Raw genomic sequence first — 15,816 nt, forward strand, 5'->3', positions numbered from 1 at the left:
GAATTCTATCACCTTATTGATTTGAAGCGTGATGATACTGAATGCCAGCCTTTAGTTTAATGATCCAAGGAACCACCTCGGACGCCGGAAAAAGCACCTTAGTCACGGCATTATGCCGTTTGTTCACCCGCCGAGGCATTCAAGTCGCGCCGTTTAAACCACAAAACATGGCACTCAACAGCGCCGTCACAAAAGATGGCAACGAAATAGGCCGCGCCCAAGCTGTGCAAGCCTATGCCGCAGGGCTTGAACCTCATGTAGATATGAACCCCATTCTACTCAAACCCAACACAGACACAGGCGCGCAAGTCATCATCCAAGGCAAAGCCGTGGGCAACATGAACGCGGTGGGTTACCACGAATACAAAAGCATCGCCAAAACCGCCGCACTGGATTCCTATCATCGCTTAGCCGAACAATACCAAGCTGTATTAATTGAAGGCGCAGGCAGCCCCGCCGAGATCAACCTACGTGCCCGCGATATCGCCAACATGGGATTCGCAGAGAGCATAAACTGCCCTGTTATCATCATCGCCGATATCGACAAAGGCGGCGTGTTTGCTCACCTCGTTGGGACGCTGGATTTACTCAGCCAAAGCGAACAAGACAGAGTGATTGGCTTTGTGATTAATCGTTTTCGTGGCGACATCAGCTTGCTGCAATCGGGTTTAGATTGGTTAGAAGAACGCACTGGAAAACCCGTTTTAGGCGTACTGCCTTTCTTAAAAGGGTTTCACCTAGAATCCGAAGACGCCGTTGCCAAAAGCCCAATAAAAAACGACAGCAACGCCAAATTAAACATCGTCATTCCTATCATGCCACGCACCAGCAACCACACAGATTGGGACGCGCTACGCCTTCATCCCGATGTCCAAGTGACCCTTGTTGGCGCGAATGAAACCATTCCACCAGCGGATCTCGTCATCTTACCAGGCAGCAAAAGCGTGCAAAGCGACCTCGCCTTCTTACGCCAAGAAGGCTGGGAAGATTACCTGAATAAACACCTTAGATACGGCGGAAAAGTCATAGGGATTTGTGGCGGCTACCAAATGCTCGGCGAACAACTGCTTGACCCACTCGGACTCGAAAACCATGAGCCCAACACGAACGCGCCTGGCTTTGGTTGGATTCCCATGCAAACGGAACTGAAAGAAGAAAAACAACTTAAACAACGACACGGCAAGCTCATATTCGTGGCAGATTCAAAAGTCACAGGCTACGAAATTCACTCTGGCGTATCACAGTTTTCCAATGCAACCGCCTACAAACACTTTGCAGAATTAGAAAATGGCGAGAAAGAAGGCTATGTTTCCGACGACAACCAAATCATCGGAACCTATCTGCACGGCGTATTTGACCACCCAGAAGCCCTACAAGCCTTGCTTAACTGGGCAGGCGTCGACCAAGCCGCCGCCTTCGACTACGACCAATACCGTGACAGCGAAATCAACCGCCTCGCCGACAGCGCAGAACAGCACATGGACATAGACGCATTAATAGAGCAATGCCGAGCATTTCAACACCCCACCACCCCGTAGGTCGGATGAGACGAGGCACGAGGCGTGATCCGACATTCCAACAAAGACATCGCACCCACCAACCCGTAGGTCGGATAAGACGAGGCACGAGGCGCTTACCTGAAAAAAGTGACATTTCAATCCAAACATCACCCACCCAACCCATAGGTCGGATGAGACGAGGCACGAGGCGTAATCCGACATTCCAACAAAGACATCGCACCCACCAACCCGTAGGTCGGATGAGACGAGGCACGAGGCGCTTACCTGAAAAAAGTGACATTTCAATCCAAACATCACCCACCCAACCCATAGGTCGGATGAGACGAGGCACGAGGCGCTTACCTGAAAAAAGTGACATTTCAATCCAAACATCACCCACCCAACCCGTAGGTCGGATGAGGCGAGGAACGAGGCGCTTACCTAAAAAAAGTGACATTTCAATCCAAACATCCCCCACCCAACCCGTAGGTCGGATGAAACGAGGAACGAGGCGTGATCCGACATTCCAATCCCCCCAACGGCAGATCACACTCGTACCTCGTTCATCTGCCCTACGAAACGAATAGGGACAAAATGCTTTCGCTACGCCACTTCCCTAGGCGAGGCAATGCGTTTGCCTTCATAGCGACGTAGCACAATTCGAAAACGCACAATAAGGATCGTCGCTAATAGGGTTAAACCCGCGCCCAAGCCAATATAAAAACCGCGCAGAGACAAGGTTTCCGCCCAAGGGCTGTAATGAGACAGCCAAAAGCCAAATGGAATACTCAAGCCAAACAAAGACACGGCGAAGGCAATCATAGTTGAACGCGTTTCACGAAAACCACGTAAGGCACCAGTGAACACGGTTTGCAACATATCAGGAAACTGATAACAAGAAGAGATCAGCAAGATGCTCGCTGCCAAGGCAACCACTTCAGCATTACTGCTATAAATGTAAGGTATCTGTTCATGAAAGACCTGAGTGATAACAAAGCAGGTACTCACATAAGAAAGCCCTAGCCAGACAATCACTCGAATACGCTTTCTAACACCGCTAACGCCCTCTTTCGACATAGCTTTAGCGACCACAATCGCCGTCACGGCACTCATGGCCATCATTGGCGTAAACAAGAAAGACGTATAAGACATAACAATCTGACCACCGCCCAATGCCAAATCACCAAAGGACGAAATCAGCCACGTCATCGAAGAAAACAAGCCCACTTCAAAGGCAAAAGCAAACCCCGCTGGCGCACCGACATTCAATAAGATCCCAAACTTGCGCGTGTAGCGCCACACTAAGCGGGTAAACAAAGGCGTTTTATTGATAAAGCGGTCGTAAACAAAAAACATCGACACAGCTAAATACAAAGACAAAGCAGACGCTAATGCCGCGCCTTTTGCGCCCATTTCTGGAAAACCAAACTTGCCAAAAATCAGCACATAATTGAACAAGATGTTTAGTACTAAACCAAAGCTGGCGACGAACAAAGGAAAGCCAGGACGACCTGCCGCTTCAAAGAGATTTTTGTAGGCGGTCATCAACGCAAGCATAGGAAGCGCTGGGGCAAAAATATACAAATAAGAAACCGTTACTTGTCTTGTTTCCTCCTCTGTCGCCATCAACTGCGCGAAATAAGGCAACAAGAAAATGGCCACCAAACTGGCCAACAAACCAAGCCCTACAGACAAACCTACCGCTTGCGACATATAAAGGTTAACCAGCTTCGGCTGCCTACCATGCAAGTGACGTGTTACCAGCGGCGTCAGACCGAAAGTCACACCAATCAAGAAACAACCAACCGGTAGCCATAAACTCGACGCCAAACCAACCGCCGCCAAATGCAAGGCACTGTAATGCCCAAGCATAATAGTATCGACCACACTGATCGACAGCTCCAATGTCATCGTCAGAATCATAGGAAACAACAAATGCAGAACTTCTTTTAACACTGGAAAACGCTTAACCACAGGCACCACCGACTATCCATAGAAAACACTAGAAAAACAGCCGAGCAATTTACCACTGATCCCCCAACATTGCACCGTTGGTCAGGTTTATTTCACTTCCCCACCACCCCGTAGATCGGATGAGGCGAGGAACGAGGCGCTTACCTGAAAAAGTGACATTCCAACCCAAACATCACAACACCACACCCCGTAGGTCGGATGAGGCGAGGAACGAGGCGCTTACCTGAAAAAAGTGACATTTCAAACCAAAACAACACCACACCCCGTAGGTCGGATGAGACGAGGCACGAGGCGCTTACCTGAAAAAAGTGACATTTCAAACCAAAACAACACCACACCCCGTAGGTCGGATGAGACGAGGAACGAGGCGTGATCCGACATCCCCAACCAAGTCCACGAAACCACCAACCACATCCCAACACACACCAACCCGTAGGTCGGATGAGACGAGGAACGAGGCGTGATCCGACATCCCCAACCAAGTCCACGAAACCACCAACCACATCCCAACACACACCAACCCGTAGGTCGGATGAGACGAGGAACGAGGCGCTTACCTGAAAAAAGTGACATTTCAACCCAAACATCACCCACCCCCCCCGTAAATCGGATGAAACAAGGAACGAGGCGTGATCCGACATTTACCCGAAACACACAATCCAAACTTGTATTTACAACTCAATACCGAGAAAATGCCGCTCCAGCATTTATTAAACACGTCTAGGAAGACTATTTTACATGACCATCCTCACTACCCTCGGCCCCTTATTAATCGCCCTTCTCTTTGGTTACTGGGTCGACATCAAGCTATTCACACCGGCTCGAGTGGCAAAAGGATTAGAACAGCTGGTTTACCTTATTTTGGGCTTAATCGGCTTTAGCTTAGGCGCACTGGATAACTTAGCGCAGAAGTTATTTATCGCGGGTTACCAAGCCACGATTTTCTTTGTGCTGATCAGCGTATTAAGCCTAGGAGGCTTATATCTAAGCGGTCTGCGCTTTGGTGGCACTCATGCTGACAGCCTTGCGCAAGGCCCCTCAGACAGCAAAAGCCATGCTCTAATGGACGCAGCAAAAACCCTCGCTTGGGTGATCGGTGGTTTGATTGTCGGGATTTTTGCCAAAGATTGGCTAACGGGTGTAGACGAGCTGGTTACAGGCTTGCTGTATGTTCTACTGTTTTTGATCGGCTGCCAACTTCGTCAAGGCAACCATCGCCTACGTAAGCTCTTCTTGAATTCACAAGGCGTCATCATTGCGCTTGTTACCATCGTCACCACCTTACTGGCTGGTTGGATTGGCAGTGTTGTATTAGGACTAAGCTGGAACCAAGGCCTAGCCGTCGTCTCAGGCTTCGGCTGGTACAGTTTGTCAGGCATTCTTATCACAGGCCTAGGCGATCCTGTGCTTGGCACCACCGCTTTCTTGCTTGACCTTGGTCGCGAGATCTTGGCGCTCATGCTGATACCATTCTTAGCGAGGCTCAACAGCCACATGTCTGTTGGCTATTCTGGCGCCACGGCCATGGACTTTACCTTGCCCATGCTGGGCAAATTTCACGGTGCGCAAATCATCCCAGTCTGCATCGCCAGCGGTTTTATTATGAGCATTCTAGTGCCCATTTTGATCCCATTGTTCATGAGAGTTTAGAACAACACCCACCACCCCGTAGGTCGGATGAGACGAGGAACGAGGCGTGATCCGACATTCCCAACCAAGTCCACGAAACCACCAACCACATCCCAACACACACCAACCCGTAGGTCGGATGAGACGAGGCACGAGGCGTGATCCGACATCCCCAACCAAGTCCACGAAACCACCAACCACATCCCATCACCCACCACCTCGTAGCTCGGATGAGACGAGGAACGAGGCGCTTACCTGAAAAAAAGTGACATTCCAACAACCCCAACGGCAGATCACACTCGTACCTCGTTCATCTGCCCTACGAAAAATGTCAATAAACCGTAAAGACAGCCAGACAAAAAAAGCGTCTTTCGCAAACACCGTCATGCTTTTGTAAAAGCGATTGTCTGACCAAAGAATAGCGGATTAATCTCTCAACACGTCTTGTGCTTTGTGGAACCGTTCTCGAAATAAAAGAGAGATCTATTGGAACTAAAGCAAAGTGTGCAGGTGAAGGGGTCACTTTGGTAACTAACGTACTAGCATATAAATTGGCATAAAACAGCCTACCTTATGTTAAACACTTATGTTACAAAAGGTCAGCGGATCTGATTTTGCAAAGCACAAGGCGTATACCATTGTTCCTGCTTTGTTAACGCCCCATAAATGCTTTATTAAATACTGTATGCGAATCGAACTCCGTCTTACGCTTCACATCACCCGGTGATAAATTAATAAATAATGGAACACTTTCTTATGAAAAAAACACTTATTGCGGCGCTGGTTATGTCCTCTGTTTCTTTTGCGTACGCAGACGACAGTGCAATTAAACTAGATTCGAAAGAACAGCGCCTTGGCTACAGCATTGGCACCATGTTTGGCACACGCATGTCACAAGATTTCTCTGAACTAGACATGAAAACTTTCATGGCGGGTTTCCAAGATGCATTTGCTGGCAAAGAAGGCAAAATGAGCATGGAAGAAGTTACTCAAACCATCCAAGCTTATCAGCAAGAGCAAATGGAAAAAGCGCAACTTGAGCAAGAAAAAGCCGCTGAAGAAGCCAAAGCCGCTTCCGCTGCATGGTTAAAAGAGAAAGAAGCAGAAGATGGCGTGAAAAAAACCGAATCGGGTTTGCTTTACAAAGTTATCACCGAAGGTAAAGGCGATAAGCCAAGCGCAACAGACACAGTGGAAGTGGATTACGAAGGTAGCCTAGCAGACGGCACCGTATTCGATAGCTCATACAAACGTGGCGAGTCCATTACTTTCCCATTGAATGGCGTTATCCCTGGCTGGACAGAAGGTCTCCAGCTTATGCCTGTTGGCTCTAAATACGAGCTATACATCCCAGCGGATCTTGCTTACGGCCCTGGCGGCACAGGCCCAATTCCACCAAATGCCGCGCTTAAATTTGTTGTAGAACTACACAACATAGAAAAAGCGGAAGAAACAAAAGAAGCGAAATAAGCTTTTTTAAAAAATAGCCAAACACTTAAAACAATGGCCATCACTTGATGGCCATTTTTATGGAACATTACCCTTCTTGGTGAATTAATGCCTTTTTGAAATACGCTTTCATTTCGACAATTCTTTTCGTTCAGCCCAACGAACCGCAGCCCAAAAATACACTATCGAAAAGACGTACATCATCACACCAATATTGTGACTAAACATCACCTGCGATAGACCAAAATCCATATAACACATAGGGACCAAAGCCCCTGCCATAGCAAAGGACCGAATATTCCAATTGTCAGGGTACTGACGCATTTTCTTAAGAAAGAGCCGTAGAGGAATCAAATACACAGCTATGAGAAATGCAAAACCAATAATACCAGTTAAACCCAATGCATTAATAAATTCATTATGTGCATGACTATGAGTTAATACTTTTTCAGATACTGTCCCTTCACCAATAAGACGTTCCTTTACTGCGACGCTACCGTATTCGCCAACCCCGACTAAAGGAGACTCTTCAAACATAATCAAGGCCGCTTTCCACATTTCGAACCTAAGTCCAACAGAGGAATCTTTATCAACCCCCTTATCATACCTAACAACATCGTTAATCGCCTGACCAATTCGATCTTTTATTCCCGTCTGAGGAACAACTACTGCCGCAGTGACTAAGAGCATAGACGTGATACAAACACCCCACACAAGCTTTTTCCCTAATAAAAAACGACTTTGCCACAGCAGGAAAAAACCAATCAGAGGAAGAGCAACCCAGCCACCACGAGAAGCAGACAAGACTGAAGCTCCAATACCACACAAACCACCCAGAACAGCCAACATCATCCATATACGACGTTTATTAGCGTAAAAATAGGTTGCAGACACAAAGCTCATCAATCCAAGCAACATCCCTGTATTACCGAACATTATAGGATGTTCACTACCATGAGCGCGGCCATAACCAAGCACCTTTCGCTCATAAACGGCCAAAGAAAATGCTCCAATAGCCCCAATAATGGTTCCAAACCAAAGCCATTTTTCTCGCCCTGCCGATTTCAGCAATAACAACAGCACTGGAAGGACTAAAATAAATCGAGAGGGTCTATCAAGCTCCCGAGTATGCCATCCGTCTAGATACACAAAACCAAACATAGCGACAGCATAGAACGCAAATCCAAAAAAAAGTAACTTGTCGTCTTTGTTCAACACAGACCATTTAGGCTTTAGCAAAAAAATAAGTGACAAAAGAAAAATAAAAGTCGTACCAATGTTGTAGCCGTTAGGCACAGTAATCGATAACGCGAAAGTCAGAGCAGCGAAAAACCACGCTAAAGCACTCAAAACAGTGTTCAACATACAAAAAAAAATCCTTTATTAGGTCTCATGACTGGCAGATATACCAAGCATACCGTTAAAATGCACAACGCTCAGATTAACGAGCGACTATTCAATTAATTTTTATCCGTTTACTGCTATCATACAGCGGATATAAGTCATTGATTATACCTAATATACGAGATGAGAAAGAAGTGAAAAAAGGACTAACATTAAAAGAACACAGTGCATCTGTCGGTATAAGCCACAGAGTTCTCGATATTTTATGCTTATTCGCTACTGGTTTACTTAGTTACTGGTTACGCTTTTCACACCTAGATCTAAACATCGCCTATAAGAATGTTTTGTTATTAGGTGTCATTATTGGCGCGACGCTATTATCCATATTTGGAGGCTACCGCGCATGGCGAGGCTCTTCTTTCACCAGCGAAATACAATGCGTTGTCAGCGCCACTTTTGGCACTTTTTTATTGCTTGTACTAAGCGCCTTCGCGACACAAACATCCGAACTTTATTCTCGGATCTGGGTGGCTACCTGGCTGGCATCTTCAACATTTTTTATCATTGGTTATCGGCTTGTGTTAAGACAAACTCTTGGCGCACTAAGAGCAAAAGGCTATAACATACGCCGAGTGCTCATTATAGGGAATGGTGAACTAGGCCAAAATGTTGCCCATAAACTGATTCAGAATCCATCTATGGGGTTGGTAGTTAAAGGCTTTATTACAGATCAAACCTCAGCAAACAATGAAACTTCTGTAGAAGGTATTCCAATTCTTGGGGGGTTAAAAGATATAGACCAACTAGTCCGTGACTTACATATAGATCAGGTATGGATAGCTCTTCCCATGAGCGAAGCGGAACAAATGGAGCAAGTACAAACAACGCTAGCGACCAGCGCTGTCACTATACGCATGGTACCAGACATTTTTGGTTTTCAGCTACTAAACCACTCAATGACAGAAGTGGCTGGTTTACCCGTCATCAATTTGTCCACGTCGCACATGCTAGAAGGTAAAAACCGCTTTTTGAAATCGTTAGAAGACAAGCTTTTATCCGGCATCATTTTACTCTGCATTAGCCCAATCATGATTGCCCTAGCCATAGGCGTAAAACTGTCTTCTTCAGGACCTGTTTTCTATCGACAAGAGCGTGTAAGCTGGAATGGTCGATCATTCAACATGCTAAAATTTCGCTCTATGTCCGTAGACAGTGAAAAGGACGGCGTAAAATGGGGTGGAGCAACAAGCATGTCTGTCACCAAGTTTGGCGCCTTTATTCGCAAAACCAGTTTAGACGAACTGCCACAGTTTATAAATGTTCTGAAAGGCGACATGTCTATCGTTGGACCACGCCCAGAAAGAACCGTCTTTGTCGATCAGTTTAAGCATGAAATCCCCGGCTACATGCAAAAGCATATGGTGAAAGCTGGCATTACAGGCTGGGCGCAAATTAATGGCTGGCGTGGCGACACAGACCTTAAAAAACGTATTGAATGCGATCTATACTATATAGAACATTGGTCGATTTGGTTTGACCTTAGAATTATCTTTTTGACATTCTGGAAAGGCTTCATACATAAAAACGCCGCATAAAGCGGCGTTCGTTCTCTTACTACACTCTGTTCCAATAGCTTTTATACATTGACAACTTTCTAGATAACCCTACGCCAAACTGAGAATGTTTTTTTCCAAGTTTATAACCAATAAACTTAGCCATTGATGCAAAAGTAGACGAAATAAGCCAAGTGTATTTTTTGCTTTTACAGACATATCTCAGCTGATCTAAAGCAAATTTCACACCCTCTCCCTCGACCGAGCCTAACTCATCAATCATCCAAGACTGTGTAGAGTGGAAAACACCAATATCAAAATAGCGTTGGAACTCTTGAACAACAGAGTAGTTATGAGAATGTCGTACTTTTGCCCCAGAGACATAAGCGACTTTTTTATTAGCAACCAAGGCTTTTGCCGCTACATAGGCATCTTCACCCAAGATTAGATGCTCTGGAAAACCACCAATCGAACGTAAGAAATCTACACGATACGCAGCAAAAGAGTTAGACAAAAAAGCCTTCCTAAACCCAGCAGGGAAATCTTCCTTTAAACTGGTTACGTAACTATCGGATTTATAACTGTTATACCTAGCGTGTTGCGCAAGAGGATTAGCATCTAAGTGCGGCAACTGACGACCATAGGCACAAACCACCTCCGGATCCTTATCAAAAATTGAGACTAAATTCGAAAGCGCTTTCTCGTCTTCTAAAAGAGCATCCTGAGTCAAAAATACAACAAGCTCAGTTTCAATGTCAGCCAATGCATAAGACCTTGTGCCACCATGATCAAAATCTTTTTGCTCAATTTGCTCAATTTCAAAATTAAACTCTTGAGCCGTTGCTTGAGTATCGTCCTTAGAAGATGAATCAATTACCTTAACTCTGAATGGCATCAGAGCTTGACCGGCTAAGCGCCTAGCTGACTCTTTCCACAACTCACCGCCATTATAGGTAGGAATAACAACAGTGAAGTTCATCATTTTAACTTACTCAAAACGAGAGCAAGGCTAGTACTCCACGAAGATGCCTGTATACCAAAAGAAGCAAGCGCTTGCGTCGACATTACCGAATACTCAGGTCGCTTAGCCGGGGTAGGATATTGGTCGGAGCTAATCGCTTTAAGCTGTGGGCGTTTAGCGATAACACCAAGCGACTCTGCTTTCGCAAAAATAGCACGAGCAAAACCATGCCAGCTGGTCGGTGTATCACCACAATAATGGTATGTCCCCCAAGCTATGAGCTTGCCCTGCTTATGCTGTTCACAAATGTGCAATATCGCCTTAGCTAAATCGCCAGCATACGTTGGGCAGCCGTATTGATCGGCCACCACACTCAGCGCATCACGCTCTTTTGCCAAACGCACCATGGTCTTAACAAAATTATTGCCGTATTCGCTAAATACCCAAGCCGTGCGTAAAATAATATGTTTATCACATGCCGCCGACACTGCGCGTTCGCCAGCGAGCTTAGAGGCGCCATAAACACCTTTCGGGTTAGTTTGGTCAGTGGGTAGATACGGTTCAACGGCTTCACCATCAAAAACATAATCGGTGGAAACATGAATAAAAGGAATACCTAAAATACCCGCTTGTTTCGCCAAAAGTTCTGGGCCAGTAGCATTCACTAGGTAGGCATTTTCGGAATCGGTTTCCGCCTTGTCCACCGCCGTATAAGCGGCAGCATTTACAATGATATCAGGCTTCACTTGCTCAACAACTGCCGCCACAAGATCAGCATCCGCAATATTCAGCTCGGCAGAACCATAAGCAAACAATTCATGATTTGTGCCCTTTAAGGCATCTTGAAAACAACGACCAAGCTGGCCATTCTTACCCGTGAGTAAAATACGCATTTAAATCAACTCACCTAATGTCAGGCCGTTTTGATCTTTTGCCGACAAAATCGGTTCAATGCCTTCAGGCCATTCTATACCAACGGTCGGATCATTCCACATCAGACAACCTTCATCGGTCGGGTCATAGTAATCTGTGCACTTATACTCAAAATCAGCCACATCCGATAACACAACAAAGCCATGGGCTAAGCCTGGCGGCACCCAAAACTGACGTTTATTTTCTTCTGATAAAATAACCCCAGCCCACAAACCATAAGTAGGCGAATCTTTACGGATATCAACCGCCACATCAAAGACTTCGCCACGCACAACACGAACTAACTTGCCTTGCGGATTCGTTTTTTGGAAATGCAAACCGCGTAAAACGTTTTTCCCTGACCTGGAGTGGTTATCTTGAACAAATGGCAAATCAATACCAGCCAGTTCTTTATAGCGCTCGGCCTGAAACGTCTCTAAAAAAAAGCCTCGTTCATCACCAAACACCTTAGGTTCAATAATCACCACACCGTCAATAATGGTTTTAATAACATTCATCACTATTACCTTCTTTTAATGGTCTTTTATTGATAACCATCAGCGACTTTAAGCAAATATTGGCCATAACCTGTTTTTTTCAATGATTCACCAGAAGCTCGCAATTGATCTGAACTAATCCACTGCTGGCGATAAGCAATCTCTTCTAAACAAGCGACCTTCAGACCTTGACGATGCTCAACAGTCTGTACGAACTGTCCCGCTTCTAACAGGGAATCATGAGTCCCCGTATCTAGCCAAGCAAAGCCACGCCCAAGTAAGGAAACATGCAAATCACCACGGTTAAGATAGGCAAGGTTCACATCAGTAATCTCTAACTCACCACGTACTGAAGGCTTAATTTGTTTAGCTATTTCAACCACATCGTTATCGTAAAAATACAGCCCCGTCACCGCATAAGAAGATTTAGGGTTAGTGGGTTTTTCCTCGATACTAATGGCCTTTCCTGCATCATCAAAGGCCACAACCCCAAAGCGCTCAGGATCAGAAACGTGATAACCAAATACCGTTGCGCCTTTATCAAGAGACGAGGCTTGCTTTAACTTTTCAGAAAAATGCTGACCAAAGAAAATATTGTCACCTAATACCAGCGCGACATTGTCATCACCAATAAAGTCTTCACCTATCAAAAATGCTTGCGCTAATCCATCAGGCGTTGGCTGTACCGCATAGGTCAGCTCAACACCGAACTGACTACCGTCGCCCAATAAATGCTGAAAGCTCGTCTGATCTTCCGGTGTCGTAATAATCAACACTTCGTTGATCCCTGCCAACATCAAGACAGACAAAGGATAATAAATCATCGGCTTATCATAGATGGGCATCAACTGCTTCGATGTTGCTAAAGTTAACGGATGCAAACGAGTACCACTGCCTCCGGCAAGAATAATCCCTTTACGTTTTGTCATAACCCTGCCCTTACGCGTTTTCACCAATACGATGTAATTGATAGTCACCACTTAACACGCGCTGCCACCAATCTTGATTGTCTAAGTACCATTGTACAGTCTTACGCATACCTGTCTCAAAGGTTTCCTCAGGCTTCCAACCTAGATCATTGGCAATTTTGCTAGCATCAATCGCATAACGAACATCATGGCCAGGGCGGTCTTTTACATAAGTGATCAAATCTTGATAAGCAATAACGCCATTTGGTTTGGTTGGAACAAGCTCTTCCAATAAAGCACAGATCGTTTTCACCACATCGATATTACGTTTCTCATTGTGGCCGCCAATGTTATAGGTTTCACCTACTTTTCCTTCTGTCGCAACTTTCACCAAAGCGCGAGCATGGTCTTCTACATACAGCCAATCACGAATTTGCGAACCATCACCGTACACAGGCAAGGCTTTACCAGACAAGGCATTCAAGATCACATGAGGAATTAATTTTTCGGGGAAATGGTAAGGCCCATAATTGTTAGAGCAATTCGTTACAATGGTAGGCAAACCGTAAGTACGTAACCAAGCACGAACTAAATGGTCCGAGCTGGCCTTGCTTGCAGAATAAGGCGAACTAGGCGCATAAGGCGTGGTTTCGGTAAACATAGGCAACTCACCCTCCACCTCATCTGGATGCGGCAAATCCCCATATACCTCGTCAGTCGAAATATGATGAAAGCGAAACGCGGCTTTTTTATCGTCCGTTAACCCCATCCAATACTTACGGCTCGCTTCCAGCAAGGTATAAGTACCAACCACATTCGTTTGAATGAAATCACCAGGCCCATCAATAGAACGGTCTACATGGCTTTCAGCCGCCAAATGCATTACTACATCTGGCTGATGAGTTTGGAATACTCTATCCAACTCAATGGCGTCACAAATATCCACTCGTTCAAAAGCATACCTATCATTCTGCAATGACTCAGGAATGGATTCTAAATTTCCTGCATACGTCAGCTTATCCAGATTAACAACAAGATACTGAGTACTGCTCAGTAAATAACGAACGACGGCACTACCAATAAAACCGGCACCACCGGTGACTAAAATTTTCATACAATATCTCTATAAATAAGTTAAGGTTTAGGGCCAAGTCGGCCTATCAAACCATGCCACAATGCTAAAGTATTAACTTTTAAATGTTGCCACTTCATAGAAGGAGCTAAAATTGGATAAGCAACACTGGTAGCAAAGGTAAGTAATAGGTAATGCAGTCGAGCACCCAAGGGAAGCTGTTTATCATACAAACATAAATACAAGCCATTACGTATAATAAAATAGTGCCTAAAAGGACTGCGAATAGAAATTTGTTTATTCGCGACTTTTACCATTAAATCACCAAGATTATGCTCTATCATCACATCACCAGTACCATAAACTTGATAGCCTTTAGCATTAGCTCGCCAGCACCACTCCAAATCAACCCAATCAATAAATAAATCTTCACGTTTTGGACCGATGGCCTGAAACGCTTTTTTTGAAAAAATCATTCCCGATGCAATTAAATGAGCTACCTTGTTTAGCCCTTTTTCAGGTTGAAATCGCTTCCCCCACGGGGAAAACCTTACAAAAGCCTCTATACGTTTCCGGTTTATCTCAAAAAAACTTGGGCCAATTGCCCCAATATTAAGCCCGTCCTCCTCGGCGGAAGAGAAAACCTTCATCATTTCAAACGCAAAATTAGGTGGGTATAAAGTATCCTGATCACTTAACCATATATAATCAGCACCGGCATCAAAGGCGTTTTTAATTCCTAAATTCTGAGCTTTAGCAATACCAACATTCGCTCCTAAACTAAGCAAATCCACAGAGGTGGGCAAAAACTCAATAATTTCAGAAATATTCTCAGAACCATTGTCAACAACTACAACTGACACTTCGTTCTCTAATATCCCAAGTAATACTTTTTTAAAATACTCCATATTGGGATTAAAACTAACAACAACACAAAAAAGCCGACTCATAAAAAAACATCCCAACTGTCAGGCCACATGATAAGACCTGCGTGCAATACATAATAATAAAAATAACCAGCGAGGCCAATACCGATTAAAACATTAGCTATAACAGGCTTTTTAGTCACTTCTAAGCAAAACCGGTAATAGAGAGGAAATACAAAAACTAAGCCAAATCTAAAGATTTCACTAACTCTATTTTGTAGACTTTCAGCACCTGCGAATACAGCCAAAAAAACCAGAGATACAAATACACAATTAAAACAAATCACCTCAAAAGAGGTTAAGTCATCTTTAAATCGAAAAAAAACTATAACGGATGCAATGTATAAAAAAACAAATTGGACTGAATAAGGAGCAGATGTTTCATTATATACTAAGGCATATGACCTCAGCTGATTAAAGCCAATCCAATCTGAATCTATATGCACTACCAACATTTTAATGACAGAAATACCACTAAAACCTAACCACCAAAGTAAGATCAAACAAGGCCAGGTCAGTATAAGGCAATACGTTATTTTTTTATCACGAAAAGCAAATATCAAAATAAACAGGGCAAGAGAATAATGAAATAAAAATGCAGCAGAGGCAATCATAAATAGGGCAAGAAAACTCCGACCTTTACTAAAAAAGAATGCCCCAAAGAAAGCAATAGCAATGGCTAGAGATACACGAATACCAGTTCCATCCTGTAACACGAAAAAATACGCTACATACAACAATACCGACAAATAAAAATCTCGACTGCCCTTATGTATCAGCTTTAACTTTAAAGATACAGAGCATAAAGCAATTACGGCAAACCATATAATACTTGGCCAACCATTAAAAACCTTTGCCAGAGCCAAGAAAAAAAATTCATAGTCTCTAATTTCTAGCCAAATTTTCGACCAACCTGTCGCACTATATTTTTTGAATATTTCCTGGTAAGCCAATGAATCCAACGATAAATATGCGGATAAAACAGTGGCAAGAAAAACCAAAAAAACAAAAATTAAAATTGGCATTAGAGAAATGTATTCTTTTATTCTAAGCATGTTCACTTCCATATAAGACCTTTTCATCACAAACAAA

14 protein-coding genes are annotated in these 15,816 nt (G+C 44.3%); 4 read left to right on the plus strand and 10 right to left on the minus strand.

Annotated features, from left to right (window positions below; translation table 11 throughout):
* The first annotated feature begins 41 nt into the window (after nucleotides 1-41).
* Nucleotides 42-1,538: a cobyric acid synthase gene (locus C1X04_RS15630; protein ID WP_137170429.1), complete on the plus strand. Its 1,497-nt coding sequence runs from the start codon at nucleotides 42-44 to the stop codon at nucleotides 1,536-1,538.
* Between the two features lie 564 nt (nucleotides 1,539-2,102).
* Here C1X04_RS15630 and C1X04_RS15635 read toward each other — a convergent pair.
* Together C1X04_RS15635 and C1X04_RS15640 are read right to left on the minus strand one after the other, a co-directional pair.
* Nucleotides 2,103-3,455, minus strand: a complete 1,353-nt coding sequence (locus C1X04_RS15635) for an MATE family efflux transporter (protein ID WP_254682281.1) — start codon at nucleotides 3,453-3,455, stop codon at nucleotides 2,103-2,105.
* 258 nt (nucleotides 3,456-3,713) lie between these two features.
* Nucleotides 3,714-4,046, minus strand: coding sequence for a hypothetical protein (locus tag C1X04_RS15640; RefSeq protein WP_137170431.1), 333 nt, complete (start codon nucleotides 4,044-4,046; stop codon nucleotides 3,714-3,716).
* Nucleotides 4,047-4,211: 165 nt separating this feature from the next.
* Here C1X04_RS15640 and C1X04_RS15645 point away from each other — a divergent pair, with 165 nt between their 5' ends.
* Nucleotides 4,212-5,123 carry a lysine exporter LysO family protein gene (locus C1X04_RS15645; RefSeq protein ID WP_110576584.1) on the plus strand — a complete coding sequence of 304 codons (912 nt, stop codon included), beginning with the start codon at nucleotides 4,212-4,214 and terminating at the stop codon, nucleotides 5,121-5,123.
* A gap of 735 nt (nucleotides 5,124-5,858) precedes the next feature.
* Complete coding sequence (locus C1X04_RS15650) at nucleotides 5,859-6,572, plus strand: FKBP-type peptidyl-prolyl cis-trans isomerase (RefSeq protein WP_175404960.1); 714 nt, start codon at nucleotides 5,859-5,861, stop codon at nucleotides 6,570-6,572.
* A gap of 108 nt (nucleotides 6,573-6,680) precedes the next feature.
* Here the strand turns inward: C1X04_RS15650 and C1X04_RS15655 are convergent, their stop codons facing one another.
* Entirely contained in the window at nucleotides 6,681-7,916 is a 1,236-nt protein-coding gene (locus tag C1X04_RS15655; protein ID WP_137170432.1) for an O-antigen ligase, read from the minus strand.
* A 173-nt stretch (nucleotides 7,917-8,089) separates the two neighbouring features.
* On the opposite strand from C1X04_RS15655, the gene C1X04_RS15660 reads away from it, so the two are divergent.
* Complete coding sequence (locus tag C1X04_RS15660) at nucleotides 8,090-9,490, plus strand: undecaprenyl-phosphate glucose phosphotransferase (RefSeq protein WP_137170433.1); 1,401 nt, start codon at nucleotides 8,090-8,092, stop codon at nucleotides 9,488-9,490.
* A 19-nt stretch (nucleotides 9,491-9,509) separates the two neighbouring features.
* Here C1X04_RS15660 and C1X04_RS15665 read toward each other — a convergent pair whose 3' ends face one another.
* The 7 genes from C1X04_RS15665 to C1X04_RS15695 are packed head-to-tail and all read right to left on the minus strand — an operon-like array spanning nucleotide 9,510 to nucleotide 15,779.
* A complete protein-coding gene (locus C1X04_RS15665) occupies nucleotides 9,510-10,430 on the minus strand; it encodes a glycosyltransferase family 2 protein (RefSeq protein WP_137170434.1) in 921 nt (306 codons plus the stop codon).
* Nucleotides 10,427-11,302: a dTDP-4-dehydrorhamnose reductase gene (rfbD, locus tag C1X04_RS15670; RefSeq protein WP_137170435.1), complete on the minus strand. Its 876-nt coding sequence runs from the start codon at nucleotides 11,300-11,302 to the stop codon at nucleotides 10,427-10,429. Before rfbD ends, C1X04_RS15665 begins: the two co-directional genes overlap by 4 nt.
* On the minus strand, nucleotides 11,303-11,839 hold the full coding sequence (gene rfbC / locus C1X04_RS15675) for a dTDP-4-dehydrorhamnose 3,5-epimerase (RefSeq protein WP_137170436.1): 537 nt from the start codon (nucleotides 11,837-11,839) through the stop codon (nucleotides 11,303-11,305). It lies immediately after the preceding gene.
* A 26-nt stretch (nucleotides 11,840-11,865) separates the two neighbouring features.
* On the minus strand, nucleotides 11,866-12,747 hold the full coding sequence (gene rfbA, locus C1X04_RS15680; protein WP_137170437.1) for a glucose-1-phosphate thymidylyltransferase RfbA: 882 nt from the start codon (nucleotides 12,745-12,747) through the stop codon (nucleotides 11,866-11,868).
* 10 nt (nucleotides 12,748-12,757) lie between these two features.
* On the minus strand, nucleotides 12,758-13,840 hold the full coding sequence (gene rfbB / locus C1X04_RS15685) for a dTDP-glucose 4,6-dehydratase (RefSeq protein WP_137170438.1): 1,083 nt from the start codon (nucleotides 13,838-13,840) through the stop codon (nucleotides 12,758-12,760).
* Nucleotides 13,841-13,860: 20 nt separating this feature from the next.
* Complete coding sequence (locus tag C1X04_RS15690; RefSeq protein WP_137170439.1) at nucleotides 13,861-14,748, minus strand: glycosyltransferase family 2 protein; 888 nt, start codon at nucleotides 14,746-14,748, stop codon at nucleotides 13,861-13,863.
* A complete protein-coding gene (locus C1X04_RS15695; protein ID WP_175404961.1) occupies nucleotides 14,745-15,779 on the minus strand; it encodes an EpsG family protein in 1,035 nt (344 codons plus the stop codon). The genes C1X04_RS15690 and C1X04_RS15695 overlap by 4 nt, the downstream gene beginning before the upstream one ends.
* Nucleotides 15,780-15,816: the final 37 nt, after the last annotated feature.

The sequence above is a fragment of the Marinomonas sp. FW-1 genome (assembly GCF_005222245.1).
Taxonomy (GTDB): Bacteria; Pseudomonadota; Gammaproteobacteria; order Pseudomonadales; family Marinomonadaceae; genus Marinomonas; species Marinomonas alcarazii.